The following is a 20,287-nucleotide window of genomic DNA, read 5'->3' on the forward strand; positions in this document are numbered from 1 at the left end:
GATCTTATTGCTTCTTCAGGTTACGGTACGACACGAGATCGTTGATCGGCCCGACTTCGAGCCCGCTCACGCCGGGACGCGTCGCGACCTGCGCCACTTTCTCGAACATGATGACGAACGGCGAACGGGCGAGCATGTCCTTCTGCATCGCCTGATACCGTTTCGCGCGTTGCGCGGCGGTCGGCTCGGCGAGCGCGGCGTCGGTCTCCTTCGTCAGTTGCGGAATGTCCCAGCTGTTGCGCCAGGCCAGCATTTTATAGCTCGACTTGTCGGAGTTGTCCGGGTTCCATGCAAAGCCCTGCGCGTTGCTGTGCGGGTCGATGTAGTCGGCCGACCATTCGCCGATGTAGATGTCGTGCTGGCGTGCGCGGTATTTCGCGAGCGTTTGCTTGTTGTCGCCGGGGATCAACTGCACCTTGACGCCGGCTTGCGCGAAGTTCGCCTGCACGGCCTGCGCGATTTCCGTGTACGGATAGTCGTTGCGCACGTCCATCGTCACCGTGAAGCCGTTCGGCACGCCGGCTTTCGCGAGCAGCGCCTTCGCCTTCGCGACGTCGAGCTTGTACGGATTCGAATTCAGCGTGCCGAGGAAGCCTTCGGGCAGGAAGGTCTGGTGCACCTTGTAGGTCGTTTTCACGACATTGGTCTGGATTCCGGAATAGTCGACCAGCCACTTCAGCGCTTCCTGCACGTCGGGTTTCGCGAGCGTCGGGTTCTTCGTGTTCAGGCCGAGATACAGCAGCGTCGCCTGCGGCGATGCGGCGACCTTCGCCTTGCCCGATTTCACGACCGACGCGAGATCGTCGGGGCTCAGGTCGCGCGCCGCGTCGACGTCGCCGTTTTCCAGCAGCAGGCGCTGGCTCGCCGCTTCGGGCACGTGGCGCAGCACGATGCGCTTCATCGCGAGCGGCAGCCGGTAGCCGTCGAAGCGCTGCAGCACGATGCTGTCGCTGGGCGACCACTTGACGAGCTTGTACGCGCCGGAGCCGGCTTCGTTGGTCTTCAGCCATGCGTTGCCGAAGTCGTTGCCCTGCTGATGCGACAGCAGCAATTTCTTGTCGACCACCGACGCGGGCCACGAGCCGAGCACGTTCAGCACGAAGGTCGGTGCGTATTTGTGGTCGGTCGTGATCGACACAGTCTGGTCGTCGAGCTTCTTCACGTTCGCGACGACGTTCGCCTTCGTGAGGCCGATGCCGGTCAGCACGGCGGCCGGGCCCTTGTCGAGCAGCACCGCGCGCTGGATCGACCACGCGACGTCGTCGGCCGTCAGCGGGTTGCCCGAGTGGAACTTGAGGCCCGGGCGCAGTTTGAACGTATAGGTCAGCCCGTCGGCGCTCACCGTCCACGACTGCGCAACGTCGCCGTTGAATTTCGACGGATCGCGCAGGTCGACGCGCACGAGGCGGTCGTACGTGTTCGCGACGTATTCTTCCGGCACCAGCTCATAGATCTCGCCCGGGTCGAGCGTCGTGAATTCGTCGAGCAGCGTGGCCATCACGAACATGTCCTTCGGCGTTTCCGCGCGGGCGGCGGAAAGCGGAACGGCGGTGAGCACGGATGCGGCGGCCAGCGCCGCGATGAGCCGGGAGGTCGGGAATTTCATGGGCGCTTCTCCATCTGTCGTTTGAGTCGTTGAACGTGAACGTGCATGAAAAAGGTTGGGCGACGTCGTTACATGAGGCGCCACGGGCCGCTCGCCGCATTGTCGATCGGCGGCAGCGCGCGCGAACCGGGAAGTTCGTAGTGCCACCACTCGCTGTCGATATGCGCGAAGCCGGCCGCATGCATCACGCCGAGCAGCAGCAGCCGGTTGCGTTGCACCTGCTCGGGCAAGCCCGCGTGAAAGTGGCCCGACGCCGCGATCATCTCGTCGAAGCCGGTGCCCATGTCGAGCGGCTCGCCGTTCGCGCCGACGAGCGTCAGGTCGAGCGCGGTGCCGCGGCTGTGGTTCGAGCCGCGGCCGAGATCGGCGACGAAGTTCGGATCGGGCAGGAAATCCCACAGCACCTGCTGCGCCTGCGGCGGCCGGTACGCGTCGTAGATGCGCAGCGTGAAGCCGGCCTGCGCGGCGACGTCGACCGCGCGGCGCAACGCGGCTTCGGCCGGCTCCAGCAGCAGACAGTGCGCGTTGCGGTAGATCGGCTTGCCGGTCAGGTTGCGCTCGGTCGCGTAGACGAGATCGATCTCGACGCGATGCGTGGCGGGCGTGATTTCGACGAGGCGGTGATGGGTCATCGGCGGTCCGGTTTGCTCAGGATTCGAATTGGTCGAACGTGCGTTGCAGTTCGCGGTTGCGTGCGACGCGCCGGTCGATCGCGGGACCGAGGCGGTCGACCACGGCGGTGATCAGCAGGTTGAACAGGCAGGTGAGCGGCGCGAGCGAATCCCAGAACTGGCCGACGTCGGTCTTCACCTGCAGCAGGTCGGCCGGCCATTCGCGCGCCCACGGGCAATACAGATCGGTGACGAGCGCGAACGGCTGGCCGCGTTCGGCAGCGGCCTGGCAATAGCGGCGTGCGCTGCGCGAGTAGGCGCGCGTGTCGGTGACGATGCAGTACGGTCGCTCGAACTCGGAATTCAGCGAATCGACGTACGAGCCCGACTGGCCGTCGGAATAGAACACGCGCGGGCGCAGGTATTCGAGATAGCTGCTGAATGCATTGCTGATGCCGCGGGTCGACTGGATGCCGAGGATGAAGACGGCGTCGGCATGCGCGATCCGGTCCGCGACTTGCGCGAACACGGGTTCTTCGGCGAGCCGGTACACGTGGCGGATCGCGTCGAGCTCGCGGTCGAGCGACGATGCGAGCGCGCTGTTGCCGCGATCGCTGTCGCGCTCGCCGGCGGTCGTTTGCGTGGCGGCGCGGCGGTATTCGTCGAGGCGGTCGGTGATCATCCACGGGCGATCGCTGCCGCCGCGCAACTCGCGTTTCAGGTCGTCGAGATTGCGGTAACCGACGCTTCGCAGAAATCGTCCGACCGAAATGCCGCTGGTGCCGGTCTGCTGCGCGATCTGGTCGGCGGTTTCGAGGCCGAGCCGATCGAGGTTCGCGAGCATGTAGCTTGCGATGCGCTTCGCGGTCGGCGTCAACTCGGCAAAGCGGGATTCGACGGTGTGGGCGAATGCGCAGGTCATTGCGGTGTTAGATCGTTGTCATTCGGTGGTTCATTGTCATCCATCTAACAAAGCCAAAATCTTGGGCGCCAGCGAATAAAAACTATTGCGTATCGAAGGGTGATAGATGTGGGGGGCGTTTCGACGACAGTCCGGGCGAACAGCGCGGGAATGTATTTCTGTCAGAGATATTCTGCATTTATGCCTGTCAGGGATAATTTGCGTTTATGCCTGACAGAAATAGGCTGCGCTCATTGCCCCACTGGATTCCCCGCCGCGAACTTCATTGTCAATACCCCTGCGTAACTCGGTCAGATCCTGCCGTCCGCCTGACGCCGGGCGCGCAAGCGTTCGACGCGCTGCCCACCGACTACTGCTGCATGTCCGACGTCTCGCGCAGCCGCCAGATCGCATTGCACTGCTGGCCGCCGAGGCTCGTCGAGCGCAGCGTGACGACGGTGCCGGCCGCGATCCGATACCAGAAGTGCGCCATCAGTTCGGTGCCCTTGCGCTGCGCCTGTCCGTCGATCATCACCTCGCATCGCAGCGGCGACGGCGAGCCGGACGGATGCGTGATGTACACGTTCAGTCGCGCGATGTCGCGGGTCGCGGTCAACACGATCTCGTGGTTGCCGCTGCCGACGACCATCGTGCCGCCCGGTTCGTCGATCGCCTGCAGATACGCGCCCGCGCTGCGCTCGACCGCGGCGGAAGTCACGGTCAGCCCGGATGAACGCATGAACGCGGTCGCGGCGATGCGCGCGGCGGCCGTGTCGCACGGCGACGGCGTGCCGTCCGACAGCGCGAACGGCACGCCGTCGCGCAACGCGGCGTCGACGTGGTTCGCGTAGTAGCGCCAGCGGTCGAGGAAGCGGATGTCACCGGTCATGTGCAGCGCGCGGATCGGTTCACCCTGGTAACGCAGTGTCGTGGTGCCGTTGCCCGAGTCGAACGATTCGTGAATGCCGTACTTGCTGACGAAGTTCTGAACCGGGTCGAGCAATGCGGTTTCGCCGCGTGCGCTCCACAGATGCAGGAACGTCGTGTCGATGCCGAAGCATTCCTGGAAGTCGGTGCCGATGCGGGCGACGCAGTCGCGCAGATGCGTCGCGAAGCGCGCCCATGCGCTGGCCGTGCCGGCGACGAGGCCCGCCTGCAGCGCACCGCCGTGACGTGCCTGCACCTCGTCGACGACGAGGCGCCAATGCTCGTCGCGCCGCTCGCCGATCAGCGGCGTGACCACGAACGTGCAGAACAGCGGGTCGGGGCAGGCATACAGGCGATCGTCGGCGATCCGGGAGAACAGGTCGAACGACGGCGCGCAGAACCAGATGTCCGCGTCGTACAGCGCGAGTTTCGTGATGTGCGGATTGCGCGCGCAATAGTCGGCGGCCTCGATGAAGCGGCCGACCGGCAGCGCATGCGCGCTCGATGCTTCGATGACCTCGACCGACTGGCTTTCCAGGATGCGCCGCTTGTGCCCGGACAGCCCGTAACCGATGACGGCCACCTGCCCGTCGTAACCCGTGTGCCGCAGCGACAGCAGGAACGGCACGAGCATCTCGTACCACGCGCGATTGTTGTCGTTGATCGCCACGCAGACCGCGTGCCCGTTCGAATGCATGGTGCCTCCCGTAGCGCGTGCGCGGCTCAATAACCGACGTGACGCTCGCAGACGACCGCGCCGCAGCCGCGACTGTCGTGATACGTGATGTGAAACTGCTTGTTGTCCCACAGCCATTGGAATACGGCCTGGTAGACGCCCGACGTGTTCATGTCGTGCAGCACGATCTTCTTGCGCGCGAGCGGGCCGAACCGGTTCAGTTCGGCGAGCGTTTGCTCGTACGTGTGCGTGGTGTCGATGAACAGCAGGTCGGACGCAAGCGGCTCCATCGCGAGATCGTCGGCGATCCTGAATTCGAAGTCGACCGCCAGTGCCTTCGCCGCGTGCTTCAGCTCGTCCTGGATGTGGAAATACTGATCGGTGATGTCGACCGATACGAGCCGTTTCGGCTGCGCGAGCATGAAGGCCGTGGTAGTCAGGCCGGTGAATACGCCCAGCTCGACGATGCTGTCGCAACCTTGCGCGGTGCGGGTGTAGAAGTCGAAGCGCGACGGGCTGTCGCCGAGCCAGCCGATCGGTTCGATCTTGTACTGGAGAAATTCCAGGCGCAGTTCCTGTAATGAGCGCATTGCGTAGTCCCCGAGCGAAGCGTGTTGGATGATGACCGCGCCCGCGCGCCGGCATCGCCGGCCGCGCGGGCAGCGTCGCGACTTACTTTTTCAGCGTACGGTACGACACGAGATCGTTGATCGGCCCGATTTCCGGCCCGGTCGTGCCGGGGCGCGTCGCGACCTGCACGACCTTCTCGAACATGATGACGAACGGCGAGTTCGCGAGCACGGCCTTCTGCAGTGCCTCGTAACGCTGCGCGCGCTTCGCGGGCGACGGCTCGACGAGCGCGGCCTCGGTGTCCTTCGTCAGTTGCGGGATGTCCCAGCTGTTGCGCCACGCGAGCATCTTCGTCTTCGACTGGTCGGAATTGTCGGGATTCCACGCGAAGCCGCGCGCGTTGCTGTTCGGGTCCATGTAGTCGGGCGACCATTCGCCGATGAAGATGTCGTGCTGGCGCGCGCGGTATTTGCCGATCGCCTGCTTCGCATCGCCGGGAATCAGCTTCACGCGAATGCCGCCCTGCGCGAAGTTCGCCTGCAGTGCCTGCGCGATCTCGAGGTACGGGTAATCGTTCGGCATGTCCATCGTCACGTCGAAGCCGTTCGGCAAGCCGGCCTTCGCGAGCAGCGCCTTCGCCTTCGCGACGTCGAGCTTGTACGGGTTCGCGTTCAGCGTGCCGAGGAAGCCTTCGGGCAGGAAGGTCTCGTGCACTTTGTACGTCGTGCTGACGATGTTGCGCTGGATGCCGTCGTAGTCGACCAGCCACTTCATCGCCTGTTGTACCTCGGGCTTCGCGAGATTCGGATTCTTCGTGTTCAGGCTCAGGTACAGCAGCGCGGACACCGGCCACGACGCGACCTTGATCTTGCCCGCCTTGGTCAGCGCGGCCAGGCTGTCGGGGCTCAGGTTGCGCGCCGCGTCGACGTCGCCGTTCTCGAGCAGCAGCCGCTGCGCGGAGGCCTCGGGCACGTGGCGCAGCACGACGCGCTTCATCGGGTACGGCGCGCGGTACTGGTCGAAACGCTGCAGCACGATGCTTTCGTTCGGCGTCCACTTGACGAGCTGGTACGGGCCCGAGCCCGCATCGTTGGTCCTCAGCCACGCGCTGCCGAAATCGTTGCCTTGCTGGTGCGACATCAGCAGCTTCTTGTCGAGCACCGACGCCGGACACGCGCTCAGCACGTTGAGCACGAAGCTCGGCGCGTACTTGCGGTCGGTTTCGAGCACGAAGGTTTGCGCGTCGATCGCACGCACCTTCTGCATCACGTTCGCCTTCGTGAGGCCGAGATCGGCGAGCACGCCGGCCGGGCCCTTGTCGAGCAGGATGGTGCGCTGCAGCGACCACGCGACGTCGTCGGCGGTGACCGGGTTGCCCGAGTGGAACGTGACGCCGGGGCGCAGCTTGAACGTGTAGGTGACGCCGTCGGCGCCGACCGACCATGATTGTGCGATCTGCCCGTCGAAGCGCGTCGGATCCTTCAGGTCGACCCGCACGAGCCGTTCGTAGGTGTTCGCGACGTACTCGGACGGCACGAGCTCGTAGATTTCACTCGGATCGAGGGTCGTGAATTCGCCGAGCTGGGTGGCGACGACGAAGATGCCGGGCGGCGTCGCGGCCTGCGCCGGCAGCGCCGGAACGAGTGCGACGAGCGCGGCGCTGACGAACAGCCGGGACAGCAGATGCTTCATGCGGGCTCCGTTGAAAGGGAATCGTGGTGCGATTCTCTCATCGACGGCAGCCCGGATGAAAAAATTCGACGAGCGCGCAGGTCGGCGCCCGGATGATGCGGGGTGCGGGCCGGGCGGGGCGCCCGGCACCGGCGGCGGTCAGATCACGCAGCGCGCGATCGCGAAGCGCATCGCTTCCTCGGCCGGCTCGTTGCCCGAGCCGCGCACGACCTTGACGACCGAACCGTTGCCCGACGGCGTGAGCGTGACGAAATACGAGCGCGACCCGACGGTGATGTCGGTCACGCCGTTGTGCTGCGACTGCTCGGTGCCGGACAGGCGGCTGTAGAGGCAGTTTGCGATCGCGTAGGCCGGGCGCGCGGACGACACGTAGATCATCGGTGCCGAACCGGACGCGGCCGAATCGGACGAGGGCGCCGAGCCGCAGGCGGCGAGCAGGGCGGCGGGAAGGAGCAGCAGGAATCGTTTCATCATCGGGATCGTCGTGTGTCTCGTGTCGAGGCTGGGGCGCGGGGTACGCGAAACGCGGAGCTTCGCGACGAAACCGCCGGAATCGTGCCGTTCCTGACGGTCGATTCGGGTGGCGGCTGACGTCGGAGTATACCCGCGGCATTCCACGCGATCTGCCTGCTGAAACGATTCGATACAACAAGCACCCGCTGCCGCATGGCGGCAGCGGGCGTTTCAAGCGATGGCGAATCGACGCTTGCCGGCGTTACTGGCCGATCTTGTGGCTGACCGCATTTTCCTGCTGGTTCAGCACGTGCTTTTCGCTCTGCGTAATGTGGCCGTGATCCTGCGCGGCCATGTCCCGCTCTTCCTGGCGGATCCTGCGGTCGTCACGATGCAGGCGCGCGGCCCGGGCGTGCGACATCTCGCCTTCCTTCACTTCGTGACGGATCCGGCGATTCTGGTTGGCGAGGCGCTGGTTGACCTCTTCGCGGCGCGGATGCGCTTGCTGCCACGGCGTTTCGGCGAACGCGGTGCCGGTCAGTACCGACATCAGGGTGGCGGCGATCGCGAGATGGCGGGTAAGGGCTCGCATGACGTTTTCTCCTGTCGTTGCGCGTCACGAAACGTGCGCGCTTGTCGAAAAAACGCTGCGAGGGCCGCGACTGTTGACGTTTCCGGCTGTATCGATTGCAAGTCTTCATTACAGCGGCCTGGCGGGCGGAGCGTGGGTGGCGCGTCGGCCGTCGAGCCCGTCAGGTGAGCCGATACGCGGGGCCCGGTGTCAGTTCCGCCGGCAACGGTTCGCGGTTCAGTTCGAGCAGCGTGCGCTCGATCGTCCGCGTCATCGCGTCGAGGGCGAGGTGGTTGGGTCCGTCCCCGAACGGCTCGGCGATCGCATGCGCGATCGCATCGAGCGCGATCAGCGTATAGGCCACGAACACGGTCACGAACGGCGTCGCGGCGCCGATCGAGTCGACGAGGCCGAACGGCAGCAGCACGCAGTACGCGTAGATGGTCCGGTGCAGCAGCACGTCGTACGAGAACGGGATCGGCGTCGACGCGATGCGCTCGCAGCCGCTCACCATCGACACGAGATCGTCGAGGCGCGCGTCGAGCATCCACAGCCGGGTATCGGCGAGATGGCCGGCGTCGGCGCGCGCGGCGAACGCTTCGCGCAGCTCATGGACGATCGTGACCGGTGCGAACCGGGCGGCCGCGATGCGTGCACAGGTCGCGTCGTCGAGCAGCGTGCGCAGGTCCGCCGCGGGATCGGTGCCGCGCAGCTGATGCTTCAACGCATGCACGAACGCGACGACCTTGCGGACGAACGCCTGACGTGCGTGGGCGTCGCCGTCGATCGCGCCGTAGCAGAGCGCCTGCGACACCAGCGTGCGCGTGGCGGTTAGCACGCCGCCCCACAGCTGCCGTCCTTCGCGATAGCGTTCGTAGCTCGCGTTGTTGCGAAACCCCGCGAAGATCGCGAGCGTGAGGCCGATCAGCGTGAACGGCGTCGGGTTCAACGGCACCTTCTCGCCGAGCACGCGGCCGCCGCCCCAAACCGCGACCAGGCTGATCGCGAGCGTCAGCACGAGTTGCGGCAGGATGGTCGGCAGCACCGATCCGTTCCAGACAAGCAGCATGCGAAGCCAGTGCTCGCGCGGCCGAACGATCATCGCGGCGCTCCGTCAGGCGGCGGCCGATGCCGGCGCGGCCGCGCGATGCAGCAGCACGGGCACCGATTTCGACGTCGGCGTGTTGCATACGTCGCCGACGCTGTCGAGCGGAACCAGCGGGTTCGTTTCCGGGTAGTACGCGCCGATGCAGCCGCGCGGAATGTCGTATTCGACGAGCAGGAAACCGTCCGCGCGCCGCTCGATGCCGTCGTGCCACACCGTTTCCATGTCCACCCATTCGCCGGCCTTCAGGCCGAGCATCGCGAGATCGTCGCGATTGATGAAGACCACGCGGCGTTGGCCGTACACGCCGCGATAGCGATCGTCGAGCCCGTAGACGGTCGTGTTGTACTGGTCGTGCGAGCGCGTCGTCATCAGCGTCATCAGGCGCTCGCCGTGCAGCGCGCGGGCGCGCTGGATCGGCGTGTCGGTCGGCAGCGCATGCGCGATGAAGTTCGCCTTGCCCGTCGGCGTCAGCCATTCGCGCTCGCGCGACGCGACGCGCAGGTGGAAGCCGCCCGGCCGCGCAATACGCGTGTTGTAGTCGTGGAAGCCGTCGACGGTCGCCTCGATCGCGTCGCGGATTTTCGCGTAGTCGTCCTTGTATGCGAGCCAGTCGATCTTGCCGCTGCCGAACAGCGCGTGGCCGATGTGCGCGACGATCGCGGGCTCCGACATCAGGTTCGGCGACGCCGGCTTGTTCATCCCGTACGACACGTGGACCATGCTCATCGAATCCTCGACCGTCACGCCCTGCGCGACGTTGTCCTGCAGGTCGATCTCGGTGCGGCCGAGCGTCGGCAGGATCAGCGCATCGCGGCCGTGGATCAGGTGACTGCGGTTCAGCTTCGTCGTGATGTGCACGGACAGATCGCAGCGGCGCATGCCTTCCCATGTGCGCGGCGTGTCGGGCGTCGCCATCGCGAAGTTGCCGCCGAGACCGATCAGCACCTTCACGCGGCCTTCGAGCATGCCTTCGATGGTTTCGACGACGTCGTAGCCGTGGTGGCGCGGCGGCGTGAAGTCGAACACGTTGCCGAGCCGGTCGAGGAACGCCTGCGACGGCTTTTCCTCGATGCCGACCGTGCGGTTGCCCTGCACGTTCGAGTGGCCGCGCACCGGGCACAGGCCCGCGCCGGGGCGGCCGATGTTGCCGCGCATCAGCATCAGGTTCGTCAGCATCTGCACGGTTGCGACCGAATGCTTGTGCTGCGTGATGCCCATCCCCCAGGTCGCGATCACGCGCTGGCTGCGCGCATAGAGCTGCGCGAGGCCGTCGATCTGCTCGTACGGCACGCCGCTTTCGGCCGTCAGCGCGGACCAGCTTTCGTTGCGCAGATCGTCGGCGAACGCATCGAAGCCGGCCGTGTGCGCGTCGATGAACGCGGTGTCGACGACACGCGGCGCACTGGCGGCGCGCGCGGCATCGTCGAGTTCGAGCACGCGCTTCGCCATGCCCTTGATCAGCGCGAAATCGCCGCCGATCGTCGGCTGGATGAAGGTCGACGCGATGTTGGTACCCGACATCGTCAGCATCTCGAGCGGGCTTTGCGGATCGGCGAAGCGCTCGAGTCCGCGTTCCTTCAACGGATTGATCGACACGATCGTCGCGCCGCGCTTCGCGCATTCGCGCAGCTCGCCCATCATCCGCGGATGGTTGGTTGCCGGGTTCTGGCCGAAGATCAGCAGCGTGTCCGCGTGCTCGAAATCGTCGAGCGTGACGGTGCCCTTGCCGACGCCGACCGACGCCGGCAGCCCGCGGCTCGTCGCCTCGTGGCACATGTTCGAGCAGTCGGGGAAGTTGTTCGTGCCGTACATCCGCACGAGCAGCTGGTACAGGAACGCCGCCTCGTTGCTCGCGCGGCCGGACGTGTAGAACGCCGCCTGGTTCGGGTCGGGCAGCGCGCGCAGGTGGCGCGCGATCAGCTTGAATGCGTCGTCCCACGCGATCGGCACGTAGCGGTCGGTCCGCGCGTCGTACACCATCGGGTCGGTCAGGCGGCCGTGCTGTTCGAGTTCGAAATCCGTCTGTTCGAGCAGCTCGGTGACGGTGTGCGCGGCGAAGAATTCAGGCGTCACGCGCTTGCTCGTCGCCTCGGCGGCCACGGCCTTCACGCCGTTTTCGCAGAATTCGAACGTCGATGCATGCTGGCGGTCGGGCCACGCGCAGCCCGGGCAGTCGAAGCCGTCCGGCTGGTTCTGGCGCAGCAGCGTGCGGTAGTTGCCGCCCGCGACCTTTTCCTTGATCAGGTTGATCGTGACGGCTTTCAGCGCGCCCCAGCCGGCGGCCGGGTGGGTGTAGGGTTCGATGCGCGCGGCGGCGGATTTCTTTTTCATGATGCGTGTGTCGGGATCGATGCACGGAGCGTACGCGCGGTGCGCGCGCCGCTGTGTGTACACCTTTCATCTTCAAAAAAGAGTACAGTTGCGGCCAGTCAGGCAATGCGGGCCGCAACTGTGTTGTTGAAGGGAAGTTGAAAGGGAGGCGCGTGAAGCGTTACGAACAACTGGCCGACGATCTGCAGGCGCAGATCGAGCGCGGCGTGTACCGGCCCGGCGAGCGGATTCCGTCGGTGCGTCAGGCGAGCCGGCAGCAGCAGCTCAGCGTGACGACCGTGCTGCGCGCGTATCTCGTGCTCGAGAGCCGCGGACTGATCGAGAGCCGGCCGCAGTCGGGTTACTTCGTGCGGGCGCGGGCCGCGGTGCCCGCGGCGGCCGAGCTGCACGTGTCGGCACCGGCCGCCGAGCCGTCGGCGGTGGACGTGAGCCGGCTCGTGCTGTCGACGCTGCGCTCGATCGCGCGCGACGACGCGGTGCCGCTCGGTTCGCCGTATCCCGATGCGTCGCAGTTCCCGGTGCAGCGCCTTGCGCGCTACGCGCAGGCAATCGGCCGGCGCCGCACGCGCTGGGGCGTGATCGACGATCTGCCGCCCGGCAACCAGGAACTGATCCGCCAGATCGCGCGGCGCTACGCGGAGCGAGGCATCCAGGTCGAACCGGGCGAGATCGTGATGACGATCGGCGCGACGGAAGCGATCAACCTGTGCCTGCAGGCCGTCGCCAAGCCCGGCGACACGATCGCGGTGGAGTCGCCGACGTTCTACGCGATGCTGCACGCGATCGAGCGGATGGGCATGCGTGCGCTCGAAGTGGCGACGCATCCGGGCGACGGCATCGATCTCGACGCGCTCGAACGGATCCTCGCGCGTGAGCGCATCGCCGCCTGCATGGTGATGCCGAACTTCCACAACCCGCTCGGCTTCCAGATGCCCGATGCGCGCAAGCGTGCGCTCGTGGAGCTGCTCGCGAAGCACGACGTACCGGCGATCGAGAGCGACGTCTATCACGAGCTGCATTACGGCGACACGACGCCGAGTGCGCTGAAGTCGTACGACCGCCACGGCCTCGTGCTGCACTGCGCGTCGTTCACGAAGAGCCTGTCGCCGCGCTACCGGATCGGCTGGGCGATGCCCGGCCGCTACCGCGACCAGGTCGAGAAGCTGAAATTCCTGAACACGCTCGCGACGCCCGCGATCGAGCAGCTCGCGATCGCCGAATACCTGAAGTACGACGGCTACGATTTCCACCTGCGGCGCATGCGCAAGCAGTATGCGCAGCAGGCGAGCCTGATGAGCGCGCTGGTGCGGCGCTTCTTCCCGGAAGGCACGCGATTGTCGCAGCCGCAAGGCGGGTATGTGCTGTGGGTCGAGTTGCCGCCGCCGGTCGATGCGATGAAGCTGTATGCGCTCGCGCTCGCACAGGGCATCACGATCGGGCCTGGCCACATGTTCTCGGCGAGCGCCGATTACCGGCACTTCATCCGTCTCAACTACAGTTATCCGTGGTCGCGGCAGATCGAGGATGCGCTGAAGGTGGTGGGACGGCTCGCGTCCGAATGCGCCGCGCGGTGAGCGGCGCCATGCGCGCCGCGATGCCGCGCTGCCGGCGGCGACCCGTTGCGGGCCGCCGCAGCGAGCATTACAGTGCGTGCGGCGCGGGCTGGTCGGCTTGCACCGCGCCGGCCATCCGGCGCATGTCGAAGCCGGATGGATGCTGGTACACGCGCAGCCCGAACTCCGGCAGCACCGCGATCAGATGATCGAACAGGTCGGACTGGATCGCCTCGTAGTCGACCCAGGTCGTCGTGTCGGTGAAGCAGTACAGTTCGAGCGGAATGCCCTCGGCCGTCAGCGGCAACTGGCGTGCCATGCATGTCATGTCGCGGCGGATTCGCGGATGGCCCTTCAGGTAGTTCGCGACGTACGCGCGGAACGTGCCGAGGTTCGTCAGCTGACGGCGGTTCGCCGGGCATTCGCCGGCCGCGCCGAGCGTGCCGTTCCATTGCGAGATCGCATCGATCTTGTCTTCGAGGTAGTCCTTCAGAAGCGTCAGGCGTTCGAGCCGTTCGATCTCGTCGTTGCCGAGAAAGCGCACGCTGGTCGCGTCGATGAACAGCGCGCGCTTGATGCGGCGTCCGCCGGCCTCCGTCATCCCGCGCCAGTTCTGGTAGCTCTCGGTGATCAGCTTCCATGTAGGCACCGTGATGATCGTGTGATCGAAGTTCGCGACCTTGACCGTGTTCAGCGTGATGTCGATCACCGTGCCGTCCGCGCCGGCCGACGGCATCGTGATCCAGTCGCCGATCCGCAGCATGTCGTTCGACGACAGCTGCACGCCGGCAACGAGACCAAGCAGCGTGTCCTTGAAGATCAGCATCAGCACCGCCGACATCGCGCCGATGCCCGACAGCAGCAGGCCGATCTGCTTGCCGGTCGCGTCGCCGATCACGACGAGCGCGGCCGTGATGAACATCACGAGCTTGACGAGCTGCATCGCGCCTTTCAGCGACAGGCGCGGCTGGTCGCGCCGGCTCGTGCGATGCGTGTGCTCGAGCGCGGACAGCGTCGTGCTGATCGTCATCGACACCAGGAACACGATCAGCGCGAACAGCACCTTGTCGGCGGCCTGCGCGGCCACGGCAGGGATGCCGGGCACCGCGCCGAGCCCGAGCTTGATCACGACGAACGGCACGATGCGGTTCAGCCATTTGAACGCGCCGAACTCGAACAGCGCGTCGTCGATGCGGGTGGCCGACAGCCGCGCAAGACGCGCGACGACGCGGAACAGCAGGAAATGGACGGCGGCCGCGATCGCGCCGGCGGCCGCGAGCAGGATGAGGACGCCGACGAGCGGCGCAAACCAGGATTCGTTCAGGGTCATGGGGGCAGGAAGGGTATTGCTCGTGGGTTGAATCTGCGCCGCGATGCGGCGCGCACCCGGTGAAGGGTGTATGAAAGGGACCGTGATTGTGCCATCGGGTTCCGGCCGCATGTCGCGAATGCATGACGCAGGGCGCCGGAACAATGCCGAGGTTGCGTGGCACCGCCCGATTTTCATGCTTCGCAACACACTGCGCGCGTTGCGGCAATGCCCGCTCGGAGCCCGTGTCGCATAGCGGCAAGCGGGGAAGAAGGTGCCCGGCTCGCTGCATCTGTCGTGGCTCTCCACGCGCATTGCGCGCGGCGGCAAGCGCGGCATCGACAAGGCCTGGCATTGGCCGCAAGGGTTCGTCAGCAGTGTCTGGCTGCTGCGGCACAACCCGAACGGTTTGGCGATGACGTTCGACGCGGCGCCGGCATTCAGCGCGAACCGGAACGCGCGTCCGTCGCTGGCCTCCCGCCCGCGCCGCTCGACCATCGCGGCAGCCGCAGCGTCGTCGCGAAACTCGCCGCATGCAGTGCGCAAAGCAGCCCGAACGCCCACGCATACGCGGCCCCGTGCGTGCCGCCCGTCGCCGATTCGGCTTCGGCATGCAGCCGCCATGCGAGAAACAGCGTGCACATCGTCGTGAACGTCGGGCCGCCGAGGCGCTGGACGATATTGAGCGACGTCGTCGCCATCGGCAGGTTGCGCCGTTCGACCGACGCATACGCGGCGGAAATCGACGGTGCGCCGATCGCGCTCTGGCCCATGCCGCGCAAAAACAGCGCAGGCACCAGCACGTATGGATCGTAGCCGGCGAGCGCGAGATACACGAACGGCAGCGTCGCGGCCAGCGCGAGCAGCGCACCGGCGGCGGCGAGCCGGCGCACGCCGAAGCGGCCGGTCAACGCGCCCATCGACGGATAGGTGACGAGCATGCCGAGCCCGAGCGGCGCCAGCAGCCAGCCCATCTCGCCGGGCGAGCGGCCGCACGCCTGGATCAGGAATACCGGAATCAGCATCTGGCCCGCGTAGATCGCGCCGTTCGACAGGAATTGCGTGGCAGCGGCCGCGCCGAACACGCGCGAGCGAAACAGCGCGAGGTCGATCAGCGCATGCGCGCCCTTGCGCCGCTCGATGCGCAGGAACGCGGCGAGCAGCAGCACCGACGCCGTGACCGCGGTGAGACCGGACACCGCGCCGATGCGCTCGGCGCCATACAGGAACAGCACGAGCGCCGGCGACAGCAGCGCGAGGCCGATCCAGTCGAGCTCGCGCCGCTGCGCTTCCACGCGGTCGCCCGGCAGGAACCATACGGCCAGCGCAAGTGCCAGTGCACCGACCGGCAGATTCACGAGAAACAGCCAGCGCCACGATGCGTGCTGCAGGATCGCGCCGGCAACGACCGGCCCGAGGATCGGCGCGATCAGCACGGGCACCGCGGCATAACCGATCACGCGCGCCATCTGCTGGCCGGCCACGCGCGCGATCATCATCTGCGCCATCGGCGCGAGCAGCCCGCCGCTCACGCCCTGCAACACGCGGAATGCGATCAGCGACGGCGCGGACCACGCGAGCCCGCACAGCGCCGACGTCAGCGTGAACGCGGAGAAACACCACAGGTAGAGCGCCTTCGCGCCGATGCGGTCGACCAGCCAGCCGTTCAGCGGCAACACCAGCGTGAGCGCGAGCAGGTAGCCGCTCGTCACCCACTGGATCGTCGACAGGCTCGCGTGCAGGTCGGTCGCGAGGCTCGCCAGCGAGACGTTGACGATCGTCGCGTCGAGTTGCGACAGCAGCGAGCCGAGCGTCGCCACCGCGCTGACTTTCCAGATCGACGGATCGAGCCGGCCGGCCGCATGGTCCGGCGCCGGCCGGGCGCGTTGGTCGTTCACGCGCCGCGCCGGTCGAGCAGCGCGATGATTTCCTGCGTCGAACCCGTCTCGCCCAGGCGCGGAAACAGCCGCTCGACGCTGTTCGCATGCGCGTCGGCGTTGAGGTCGGTCATTGCGTCGATCGCGAGCGTCACGTTGTAGCCGAGCTCGTGCGCCTGCCGGGCCGTCGATTCGACGCCGATGCTCGTCGCGATGCCGGCCAGCACGATCTGCGTGACGCCGGCCGCTTTCAGGTGCGCGTCGAGACCGGTGCCGGTAAATGCGCCCCAGGTCTTCTTCGTCACGACATGGTCGCTTGGCTGGCGGTTCAGTTCGGGCAGGAGATCCGTCCAGTCGGCGGGAAGGGCATCCAGACGCACCTGCTGCTGCGTGCGGCCCGGCGCACCGCCGGCGACGTTCACGAGCACGACCGGCAGGCCGCGGCTACGGAAGGCGTCAAGCAGCTCGCGCGTATGCTCGATCACCGGTGCGACCGGATGGGCGGCGGGCAGCGCGACGATGCCCTTCTGCAGGTCGATGACGACGAGTGCCGTTTGCGTGTCGAGACGGGTTGTGCTCATGGCGTGAAGGCTCCGTGAATGGGCGAGGGAAAGCGCGCGCGCGATGCCGCGCGGCGCGCATGCGGGGTCATTGCTCGCCGATGCGCCGGATCAGCGGAATAGCGGCGGCGAGCGCGCGGATGTCCTCGGGGCCGAGCTTGTCGATCGCGGCGCCGAGCCACTTGTGCTTCGCGGTATCGCGCTTGCGTCGTGCCGCGAGGCCGGCCTCGGTCAGCAGGAACAGGATCTGGCGGCCGTCGGTCGGATGAGGCTCGCGTTCGACGAGCCCGTCTTCCTCGAGGCTCGCGAGAATGGCCTTCATCGACTGCGGCTTCATCGCCTCGGCGCGGGCGAGCTCGGCGGTCGTCATCGGGCCCTGTCGTTCGAGCCGCGCGAGTGCGCTCGTCTGCGACATGCCGAGCCCTTCGGACTCGATCTCGGAGCGCAGCCGGCGGATCAACTGGCCGACCGCGAGGATCAGTTCGGCGGCGACGGTATCGGCGGAAACGCCGGGTGTACGTGGCGGTGTCATGCGACGGATCATAGAACACGACAGTTTGACTTGCAAGTTTAACTGTCGAATTTGGGGCGTTCGAGATGCGCGGTGCGGTCGGAGTGGAGGGAGTGGCCGAAGTGGACGGAGTGGACGGAGCGGTGGAAGTGGTCGAAGTGGTTGAAGTGGCGAGAGCGCCGAGAGCGCCGAGTGGCGGCGCGGCAACCGCCGATGGGCGGAATGCCGGCGACGCGCGGCGGCGCTTTATGTTTGGCGCGACGACGGAACCGGCACGACGTCGTTGTACTTCGGCGACGCATGCTCGTGCAGCAGGTCGCCGAGATATTGCGCGAGTTCGTCAGCGGCGAGTGCGGACGGAATCTGCAGGTTGGCCGGCCGTCGCTTGCCTTCGGCGCCGAGATCGAACACGTGCCAGCGGCCGTTCGAACGCACGACGGCGAGCAGGCGGCCAAACGCGTTGAAACGGTATTCGTCCTGCATCGCATCGCTCCTTCGTGGGCGAACTTGCCGGCCGCGCGCGTCTTGCTTACTGGATCGAGCAGGCCAGCCAGCGATGGATCTTCATCGCATCGCTCGACACGCCCGCGCGCGTCGGCGCGCCCAGCAGCACGACCGTTTCGCGGCGACCCTTCACGTGCATGCGCATCACGACACCATGCCCCGATTCGTTGATGAAGCCGGTCTTCTGCAGCCGGATCGGCAGGCGGCCGTACCGGACGAGCGGATCGGAGTTCACGTACAGCAGCTCGCCGTCGCCAGCCTGCACGGTGGCCGACGTGTCCGTCGAGAAATAGCGGATCAGCGGATCCTGCGCGGCCGCGCCGACGAGCCGCGCGAGATCCTCGGCGGTCGACACGTTGTGCGGCGACAGGCCGGTCGGTTCGCGGAAATGCGTATGGCGCATCCCGAGCCGGCGCGCCTTGCGGTTCATCGCCTTCACGAACGCGGCGCGGCCGCCCGGATAGTCGCGGCTCAGCGCGGCGGCCGCGCGGTTTTCCGACGACATCAGCGCGATATGGAACATCTGGCGGCGTGACAGTTCGGTGCCGATCGGCAGCCGCGAACCGGTGAACTTGATCGTGTCGCGATCGCGCGCGGTGACGCGCAGCACGCCGTTCAGCGGCCGGTCCGCGTCGCGTGCGACGACGGCAGTCATCAGCTTCGAGATCGACGCGATCGGTCGCACCGTACGTGCGTTGCGGGCCAGCAGCGGCGTGCCGGAGTCGACGTCGAGCACATAGGCCGCGCGCGAATGCAGCGAGCGAACCGCGCGCGGGCTGTAGCCGCAGCTTGCGAGCAGGCGCGGTTTCGCGGCGGGGCTTGAGCGGGCCGCATTCGTGCGTTTCGCGCGCCGTTGCGGCGCGGGCGCCGCGTGACGCTTGACCGCATGATGCTTCACGCGCGGGCGGCGGTGCTTGACGGCCTTGTGTTTGCGGGACGCGGGCTTCTTCTTGACGACTTTCGCATGCACATGCGGCGCCGCGGTGCGATGCGGCTGCGCGGACGCGTTCGTCGCGAACGCGAGTGTCAGGAACGACAGGGCGATGATCAGGGTGGTCCGGGCGCGAGGCAGGCGCGCGATGAGGCCGGTCAAGCGAAAGTCTCCTTTTCACGCGCGTTGCGGCGGCGCGAAATGCGTGGGCGGTCAGCGGGTGCGGGAAATTATAAGGTCGATTGCGTCACGATGACGATGGATGCGTGCAAATTGATGCGTGATGCGCGCGAATTCCTGCCGTTTTTTGCGGAAGATCGAACGCGTGCGTTCATTGGCGGGGGGCAGGCGTGCCGATTCAACGCGGCCAGTTCCGCCGCGACACGACCGCGAAGCTGATCGCGATCGAACCGGTGCCGCCCCGCGACGGCACGTCGTCCAGCGCATCGCCGAAGCGGAAGCGGCGGCTGCGGCTGTCGGCGCGTGCGGCGCGACGCCCGGGCGCCGGCGCGTCGTGCGCGACATCGCCTGTGTCGGCGACGACCGTGTCGCACGATACGTCGGTCGGGCACTCGGCCGCATGATCGAAAGGCATGATGGTCAATTCCAGGAAGGGTGCGTGCCCATATTGAACGCCACGACGATCGATCAGTAAAATGAATGTTTCAATCGATACGATTCCTTTCAAGAATGGAATTGAAACTGCTGCGCACTTTCCTGACGGTCACCGAGCTCAGCCATTTCAGCCGCGCGGCCGACACGCTGCACATGAGCCAGCCGGCGCTGAGCAAGCAGATCGGCGCACTCGAGGCGAGCCTTGGCGGCAAGCTGTTCGAGCGCGGGCGGCACGGCGCGGAACTGACGCCGTTCGGTGAACGCTTCCTGCCCGACGCGCAGGCGCTTGTGCGCGATGCCGACGAGGTTCTCGCGCGTGCGCGGGAGGCGACCAGCGGGCAACGCGGGCATTTGCGGCTCGGCATCTGCCTGTCCGTGCTGACGCTCGTCCCGAAACTCGTCGCGGAATTCCGGCGCCGCAATCCGGGCATCGCGGTCACGCTGAGCGACCTGTCGTCGTCCGAGCAAACGCGGCGGCTGCGCGCGGGCAAACTCGACGCGGGGTTCCTGCGATTGCCGTCGGACGAAGGCTTGTCGTCGTTCAAGGTGATCGACGAGGGGCTCGCGCTCGCGGTGCCGCCGCACCTCGGCTTCAAGCGCGTACCGGCGGATCTCGACGTGCTCAACGAGATCGGCTTCATCGCGCTGCAGCGCGCACGCGGCCCCGGGCTCGCCGCGCAGATCGACCGGTGGTGCGTCGAGCGGCGCTTCGTGCCGCAGGTGATGCAACAGGCGGAGGACGTGCAATCGGTGCTCACGTCGGTCGCGGCCGGCGTCGGCGTCGCGTTCATTCCGTCGCGGGCGCAGTACCTGCTGCGCGATGCGACGGTATTGCCGCTCGCCGGCAGGGACGCGAAATGGCGCGTCGGGCTGGCGTGGCTGTCCGGCCACGACGATCCCGTGACCACGCGTTTCGTGTCGTTCATGCGCGCGGCGATCAAGGGTGCGTGACCGGGCGTATAGTGTCCGCGATTGCCGCTT

The 20,287-nt window shown here is 66.7% G+C and carries 19 protein-coding genes; 2 read left to right on the forward strand and 17 right to left on the reverse strand.

Annotated elements, in window-relative coordinates:
- Window positions 1–4 precede the first annotated feature (4 nt).
- The 10 genes from HW466_RS01370 to HW466_RS01415 all read right to left on the reverse strand — a co-directional run bounded on the left by HW466_RS01370 (window position 5) and on the right by HW466_RS01415 (window position 11,446).
- The gene (locus HW466_RS01370) at window positions 5–1,606 is read right to left on the reverse strand and encodes an ABC transporter substrate-binding protein (RefSeq protein WP_059792753.1); all 1,602 of its coding nucleotides are present in this window, start codon (window positions 1,604–1,606) and stop codon (window positions 5–7) included.
- A gap of 68 nt (window positions 1,607–1,674) precedes the next feature.
- Window positions 1,675–2,238, reverse strand: a complete 564-nt coding sequence (ddpX, locus tag HW466_RS01375; RefSeq protein ID WP_059451143.1) for a D-alanyl-D-alanine dipeptidase — start codon at window positions 2,236–2,238, stop codon at window positions 1,675–1,677.
- Between the two features lie 16 nt (window positions 2,239–2,254).
- The gene (gene sapR, locus HW466_RS01380; protein ID WP_059545593.1) at window positions 2,255–3,139 is read right to left on the reverse strand and encodes a sap1 transcriptional regulator SapR; all 885 of its coding nucleotides are present in this window, start codon (window positions 3,137–3,139) and stop codon (window positions 2,255–2,257) included.
- Window positions 3,140–3,488: 349 nt separating this feature from the next.
- Window positions 3,489–4,742 carry a hypothetical protein gene (locus tag HW466_RS01385; RefSeq protein WP_151004359.1) on the reverse strand — a complete coding sequence of 418 codons (1,254 nt, stop codon included), beginning with the start codon at window positions 4,740–4,742 and terminating at the stop codon, window positions 3,489–3,491.
- Between the two features lie 26 nt (window positions 4,743–4,768).
- Entirely contained in the window at window positions 4,769–5,311 is a 543-nt protein-coding gene (locus HW466_RS01390; RefSeq protein WP_151004357.1) for a class I SAM-dependent methyltransferase, read from the reverse strand.
- A gap of 82 nt (window positions 5,312–5,393) precedes the next feature.
- Window positions 5,394–6,983 carry an ABC transporter substrate-binding protein gene (locus HW466_RS01395; protein WP_151004355.1) on the reverse strand — a complete coding sequence of 530 codons (1,590 nt, stop codon included), beginning with the start codon at window positions 6,981–6,983 and terminating at the stop codon, window positions 5,394–5,396.
- 138 nt (window positions 6,984–7,121) lie between these two features.
- A complete protein-coding gene (locus HW466_RS01400; RefSeq protein ID WP_151004365.1) occupies window positions 7,122–7,454 on the reverse strand; it encodes a sugar ABC transporter ATPase in 333 nt (110 codons plus the stop codon).
- Between the two features lie 244 nt (window positions 7,455–7,698).
- The gene (locus tag HW466_RS01405) at window positions 7,699–8,028 is read right to left on the reverse strand and encodes a hypothetical protein (protein WP_059545588.1); all 330 of its coding nucleotides are present in this window, start codon (window positions 8,026–8,028) and stop codon (window positions 7,699–7,701) included.
- 160 nt (window positions 8,029–8,188) lie between these two features.
- The gene (locus HW466_RS01410) at window positions 8,189–9,109 is read right to left on the reverse strand and encodes a bestrophin family protein (protein ID WP_151004352.1); all 921 of its coding nucleotides are present in this window, start codon (window positions 9,107–9,109) and stop codon (window positions 8,189–8,191) included.
- A 12-nt stretch (window positions 9,110–9,121) separates the two neighbouring features.
- Window positions 9,122–11,446, reverse strand: coding sequence for an FdhF/YdeP family oxidoreductase (locus HW466_RS01415; protein WP_151004350.1), 2,325 nt, complete (start codon window positions 11,444–11,446; stop codon window positions 9,122–9,124).
- Window positions 11,447–11,598: 152 nt separating this feature from the next.
- Here HW466_RS01415 and HW466_RS01420 point away from each other — a divergent pair, with 152 nt between their 5' ends.
- Window positions 11,599–13,020 carry an aminotransferase-like domain-containing protein gene (locus HW466_RS01420; protein WP_059845654.1) on the forward strand — a complete coding sequence of 474 codons (1,422 nt, stop codon included), beginning with the start codon at window positions 11,599–11,601 and terminating at the stop codon, window positions 13,018–13,020.
- 67 nt (window positions 13,021–13,087) lie between these two features.
- On the opposite strand, the gene HW466_RS01425 is transcribed toward HW466_RS01420, so the two are convergent.
- From HW466_RS01425 to HW466_RS01455, 7 genes are all read right to left on the reverse strand, one after another.
- Window positions 13,088–14,329: a mechanosensitive ion channel family protein gene (locus HW466_RS01425; RefSeq protein WP_059774092.1), complete on the reverse strand. Its 1,242-nt coding sequence runs from the start codon at window positions 14,327–14,329 to the stop codon at window positions 13,088–13,090.
- Between the two features lie 419 nt (window positions 14,330–14,748).
- Window positions 14,749–16,206 (reverse strand): DHA2 family efflux MFS transporter permease subunit, encoded by a 1,458-nt coding sequence (locus HW466_RS01430; protein ID WP_060347280.1) that lies wholly within the window; start codon window positions 16,204–16,206, stop codon window positions 14,749–14,751.
- The gene (locus HW466_RS01435; protein WP_059451155.1) at window positions 16,203–16,766 is read right to left on the reverse strand and encodes an isochorismatase family protein; all 564 of its coding nucleotides are present in this window, start codon (window positions 16,764–16,766) and stop codon (window positions 16,203–16,205) included. Before HW466_RS01435 ends, HW466_RS01430 begins: the two co-directional genes overlap by 4 nt.
- Window positions 16,767–16,833: 67 nt before the next feature.
- The gene (locus HW466_RS01440; protein ID WP_060118330.1) at window positions 16,834–17,289 is read right to left on the reverse strand and encodes a MarR family winged helix-turn-helix transcriptional regulator; all 456 of its coding nucleotides are present in this window, start codon (window positions 17,287–17,289) and stop codon (window positions 16,834–16,836) included.
- 213 nt (window positions 17,290–17,502) lie between these two features.
- Window positions 17,503–17,739, reverse strand: coding sequence for a DUF7661 family protein (locus HW466_RS01445; RefSeq protein ID WP_059507588.1), 237 nt, complete (start codon window positions 17,737–17,739; stop codon window positions 17,503–17,505).
- Between the two features lie 46 nt (window positions 17,740–17,785).
- Window positions 17,786–18,853, reverse strand: coding sequence for a serine hydrolase (locus HW466_RS01450; RefSeq protein WP_151004519.1), 1,068 nt, complete (start codon window positions 18,851–18,853; stop codon window positions 17,786–17,788).
- Window positions 18,854–19,049: 196 nt separating this feature from the next.
- The gene (locus tag HW466_RS01455) at window positions 19,050–19,286 is read right to left on the reverse strand and encodes a hypothetical protein (protein WP_059507586.1); all 237 of its coding nucleotides are present in this window, start codon (window positions 19,284–19,286) and stop codon (window positions 19,050–19,052) included.
- Window positions 19,287–19,381: 95 nt separating this feature from the next.
- Here HW466_RS01455 and HW466_RS01460 point away from each other — a divergent pair, with 95 nt between their 5' ends.
- Window positions 19,382–20,257 (forward strand): LysR family transcriptional regulator, encoded by an 876-nt coding sequence (locus HW466_RS01460; RefSeq protein WP_151004517.1) that lies wholly within the window; start codon window positions 19,382–19,384, stop codon window positions 20,255–20,257.
- The last annotated feature ends 30 nt before the right edge of the window (window positions 20,258–20,287 follow it).

The organism is Burkholderia territorii (genome assembly GCF_902833055.1).
Lineage (GTDB): Bacteria > Pseudomonadota > Gammaproteobacteria > Burkholderiales > Burkholderiaceae > Burkholderia > Burkholderia territorii.

Excerpts from the sequence above, each read along its gene's own strand:
- HW466_RS01435 (WP_059451155.1), bottom strand. The coding sequence starts at position 16,766 with ATGAGCACAACCCGTCTCGACACGCAAACGGCACTCGTCGTCATCGAC.
- HW466_RS01385 (WP_151004359.1), bottom strand. The coding sequence starts at position 4,742 with ATGCATTCGAACGGGCACGCGGTCTGCGTGGCGATCAACGACAACAAT.
- HW466_RS01395 (WP_151004355.1), bottom strand. The coding sequence starts at position 6,983 with ATGAAGCATCTGCTGTCCCGGCTGTTCGTCAGCGCCGCGCTCGTCGCA.
- HW466_RS01425 (WP_059774092.1), bottom strand. The coding sequence starts at position 14,329 with ATGACCCTGAACGAATCCTGGTTTGCGCCGCTCGTCGGCGTCCTCATC.
- sapR (WP_059545593.1), bottom strand. The coding sequence starts at position 3,139 with ATGACCTGCGCATTCGCCCACACCGTCGAATCCCGCTTTGCCGAGTTG.
- HW466_RS01405 (WP_059545588.1), bottom strand. The coding sequence starts at position 8,028 with ATGCGAGCCCTTACCCGCCATCTCGCGATCGCCGCCACCCTGATGTCG.
- HW466_RS01400 (WP_151004365.1), bottom strand. The coding sequence starts at position 7,454 with ATGAAACGATTCCTGCTGCTCCTTCCCGCCGCCCTGCTCGCCGCCTGC.
- HW466_RS01455 (WP_059507586.1), bottom strand. The coding sequence starts at position 19,286 with ATGCCTTTCGATCATGCGGCCGAGTGCCCGACCGACGTATCGTGCGAC.
- HW466_RS01390 (WP_151004357.1), bottom strand. The coding sequence starts at position 5,311 with ATGCGCTCATTACAGGAACTGCGCCTGGAATTTCTCCAGTACAAGATC.
- HW466_RS01410 (WP_151004352.1), bottom strand. The coding sequence starts at position 9,109 with ATGATCGTTCGGCCGCGCGAGCACTGGCTTCGCATGCTGCTTGTCTGG.
- HW466_RS01370 (WP_059792753.1), bottom strand. The coding sequence starts at position 1,606 with ATGAAATTCCCGACCTCCCGGCTCATCGCGGCGCTGGCCGCCGCATCC.
- HW466_RS01440 (WP_060118330.1), bottom strand. The coding sequence starts at position 17,289 with ATGATCCGTCGCATGACACCGCCACGTACACCCGGCGTTTCCGCCGAT.
- ddpX (WP_059451143.1), bottom strand. The coding sequence starts at position 2,238 with ATGACCCATCACCGCCTCGTCGAAATCACGCCCGCCACGCATCGCGTC.
- HW466_RS01415 (WP_151004350.1), bottom strand. The coding sequence starts at position 11,446 with ATGAAAAAGAAATCCGCCGCCGCGCGCATCGAACCCTACACCCACCCG.
- HW466_RS01460 (WP_151004517.1), top strand. The coding sequence starts at position 19,382 with ATGGAATTGAAACTGCTGCGCACTTTCCTGACGGTCACCGAGCTCAGC.
- HW466_RS01445 (WP_059507588.1), bottom strand. The coding sequence starts at position 17,739 with ATGCAGGACGAATACCGTTTCAACGCGTTTGGCCGCCTGCTCGCCGTC.